Source organism: Streptomyces europaeiscabiei (assembly GCF_001550375.1).
In the GTDB taxonomy this organism is placed as follows: domain Bacteria; phylum Actinomycetota; class Actinomycetes; order Streptomycetales; family Streptomycetaceae; genus Streptomyces; species Streptomyces europaeiscabiei.
In genome coordinates this window covers 1-3,348 of the sequence record NZ_LRTR01000338.1, presented here as the reverse complement: position 1 = coordinate 3,348, position 3,348 = coordinate 1, and the positions used below count along the sequence as shown (strand labels likewise).

Genomic DNA, 3,348 nt, shown 5'->3' with positions numbered 1-3,348 from the left:
GAGCCTGTCCGGCGCCCGGCCGGGGCCTTATGGCCGCCCTCGCGGCCCCGTGCTCACCGGCCTGGACCGGCACCGTGGCGAGCTTGCCGCTGCCGCCGAGCGGCAGACCGGCGTCGTTGAGTCCACGATTGCGCCGGGAGTCCTTCGGTTCCAGGGGTATCGGGGACCCGCGCAGCGGCTCGTCGGCCGTCCTCGGCAGGGTGAGCCGGAACTGCGAACCGCCGCCCGGCTCGCCCCACGCCTGCAGCCAGCCGCCGTGCAGCCGGGCGTCCTCCAGGGCGATGGACAGCCCCAGTCCTGTACCACCGGTGGTACGCGCCCGTGCCGGGTCCGCCCGCCAGAAACGGCTGAACACCCGCGTCGCCTCCCCCGGCTTGAGCCCCACGCCGTAGTCCCGCACCGCGACGGCGACCGCGCCGCCCGCCGCCGCGAGCTTGACCACGACGTCCTTGCCCTCGCCGTGCTCCACGGCGTTGACCACGAGGTTGCGCAGGACCCGCTCCACGCGCCGGGCGTCGGCCTCCGCCACGACGGGCTGCCGGTCCCCCAGCACCCGTATCCGCGTCGCCTTGCGCTCGGCCAGCGGCTCGGCCCCGCTGACGACCTTCCGCACGACCGCGCGGAGGTCTATCGGCTCGGCCTCCAGGGCCGCCGCACCCGCGTCGAACCGGCTGATCTCCAGCAGGTCCGCGAGCAGCGACTCGAACCGGTCCAACTGGTCGGCGAGCAGCTCGGCCGACCGCGCGGTCACCGGGTCGAAGTCCACGCGCGCGTCATGGATGACGTCCGCCGCCATCCGTACCGTCGTCAGCGGCGTACGCAGCTCGTGCGACACGTCGGAGACGAACCGCCGCTGCATCCGCGACAGGTCCTCCAGCTGCTGGATCTTCAGCTGCAAATTCTGCGCCATCTTGTTGAAGGCCTCGCCGAGCCGCGCGATGTCGTCCTCGCCACTGACCTTCATCCGTTCCTGCAGCCGCCCGGCGGACAGCCGCTCGGCGATCCCGGCCGCCATCCGCACAGGCGTGACGACCTGCCGCACCACGAGCCACGCGATGGCCCCGAGCAGTACGACGACGAACAGCCCGGCCGTCGCCAGCGTCCCCTTGACCAGGCTCAGGGACTTCTCCTCCTGGGTGAGCGGGAAGAGGTAGTACAGCTGGTAGGGCTTGCTGTTGGGGTCACTGACCTGCTTGCCGATGATCAGCCCTGGCTGGGACTCCTGACCGTTGTCGTAGTGGATCCGCGTGTAGCTCTGGACCGCACCCGTGCCGTCGTCGACCCGCTCGCGCAGTTCCACGGGCACGCTGAGGTCCCAATTCACGCCTCCGGAGACACGCGGTCCGAGACCTCCGGTGTCGCCGTCGGCGGAGGCGGGGCTGAGCGTCACGACGTCGAACGCACCCTGGCCACCGCTGGAGAGCGAATTGGCGAGGTTGGTCATCCACTCGACGACGTTCTGCACCCGGTCGCCGTCCGGCTCCGTGTTGTCGTTCCCGACCGCACTCGCCTCGTTGTCGGCCTTCTGCTCGGCGACCGTGAAACCACCGGTCGCCTGGCTCTGTGAGGCCTTGACCTTGGCGTCCAGCAGGCCGTTACGGACCTGCCCGATGACGACGAAGCCGAGCAGCAGCACGACGCTGAGCGACATCAGCAGGGTCGTCACGACGATCCTGAGCTGGATGTTGCGCCGCCACAGCCGCATCACGGGCAGCAACGGGCGGCGCACCCAGCGCATGAACAGCCTCAGGACCGGGCTGCCCTGGACTCCGCCCTGCAGCAACCCGTCCCCGAGGAGACGCCCCCAGCGGGAACCCGACGAATTCCGGCCGACAGGCCGCCCCGCGCGGGTCCCCGGCTGGCCGGGCGCCGAAGCGGCACTGTCACCGGACATGTCAGCTGGGTCCTGCCTTGTATCCGACACCACGGACGGTCACCACGATCTCCGGCCGCTCCGGGTCCTTCTCGACCTTGGAGCGCAGCCGCTGCACATGAACATTCACCAGACGGGTGTCCGCCGCATGGCGGTACCCCCAGACCTGCTCCAGCAGGACCTCCCGAGTGAACACCTGCCACGGCTTCCGCGCCAGCGCGACCAGCAGATCGAACTCCAGCGGCGTCAGCGCGATCGACTGCCCCTCACGCTTCACCGAGTGCCCGGCCACATCGATGACCAGGTCACCTATGGCGAGCTGTTCCGGCGCCGGCTCCTCCGACCTCCTCAGACGCGCCCGGATCCGGGCCACCAGCTCCTTCGGCTTGAACGGCTTCACGATGTAGTCGTCCGCGCCCGACTCCAGGCCGACCACCACATCGACGGTGTCGCTCTTGGCCGTGAGCATCACGATCGGCACCCCGGACTCCGCCCTGATCAGACGGCACACCTCGATCCCGTCGCGGCCCGGCAGCATCAGATCCAGCAGCACCAGATCCGGTTTGGCCTCACGGAACGCGGCCAGCGCCTTGTCGCCGTCGGCTACGAAAGACGGCTCAAAACCTTCACCACGCAACACAATGCCGAGCATCTCGGCCAGTGCGGTGTCGTCGTCGACGACAAGGACTCGTCCCTTCATGAATGCCATCATCCCATTAACTAAATCGTTACCTGGCGTGACCTGTCACACAGCTCGGCAAGCGCATCAGCGGTCACGGGCGACACAGCCCCCTCCTCGGTGACGATCGCCGTCACCAACTCGGGCGGCGTCACGTCGAACGCCGGGTTGTACGCCTGGGTCCCCAGGGGTGCCACCGCGATCCCGCCTCCCGCCTCTGCTCCCGCCACGGGTGCCTGAGGTGCCGTGATCTCGGTCACCTCATGCCCCGCGCGCTGTTCCACCTCGATGGACGCCCCGTCGGGGGTGTCCGGATCCACTGTCGTCACCGGTGCCACCACAATGAATGGCACATGGTGATACCGCGCAAGCACCGCGAGCGGGTAGGTCCCCACCTTGTTCGCCACCGAACCGTCGGCAGCGATCCGGTCGGCACCCACCAGCACCGCGTCCACCTCCCCGGCCGCGAACAACGAGCCCGCGGCATTGTCCGTGAGCAAGGTGTACGCCATTCCGCTGCGCGCCGCCTCATAAGCGGTCAGCCGGGCACCCTGCAGCAGCGGCCGCGTCTCGTCCACCCACAGCCGCCGCAGCCGCCCCGACCGGTGCGCCGCGAGGGCGACCGCGAACGCCGTGCCCTCACCACCCGACACCAGTGCCCCGGTGTTGCAGTGCGTGAGCACCCGGTGCCCGCCGCCCGGCAGCAGCTCGTCCAGCAGTGCCAGCCCGTGCGCGGCCATGCGGGAGCTGGCCTCGGCGTCCTCCCGGTGCAGCGCCCGCGCCGCGGTGAGCGCCG

At 70.0% G+C, this 3,348-nt stretch carries 3 protein-coding genes; all 3 read right to left on the bottom strand.

What is annotated here, in order from left to right; genetic code table 11:
* Window positions 1-1,894 (bottom strand): MtrAB system histidine kinase MtrB (gene mtrB, locus AWZ10_RS16350; protein ID WP_060891425.1); only part of this gene is annotated, 1,894 nt, incomplete at its 3' end.
* Between the two features lies 1 nt (window position 1,895).
* Complete coding sequence (gene mtrA, locus AWZ10_RS16345; RefSeq protein WP_189823911.1) at window positions 1,896-2,585, bottom strand: two-component system response regulator MtrA; 690 nt, start codon at window positions 2,583-2,585, stop codon at window positions 1,896-1,898.
* A gap of 8 nt (window positions 2,586-2,593) precedes the next feature.
* Window positions 2,594-3,348: s-methyl-5-thioribose-1-phosphate isomerase (locus AWZ10_RS16340; protein WP_060891424.1), on the bottom strand; the 755-nt coding region annotated here is incomplete at its 5' end.

What these genes read in the sequence shown, in the direction of transcription:
- mtrA (WP_189823911.1), bottom strand. Translation starts at nt 2,585, where the DNA reads ATGATGGCATTCATGAAGGGACGAGTCCTTGTCGTCGACGACGACACC.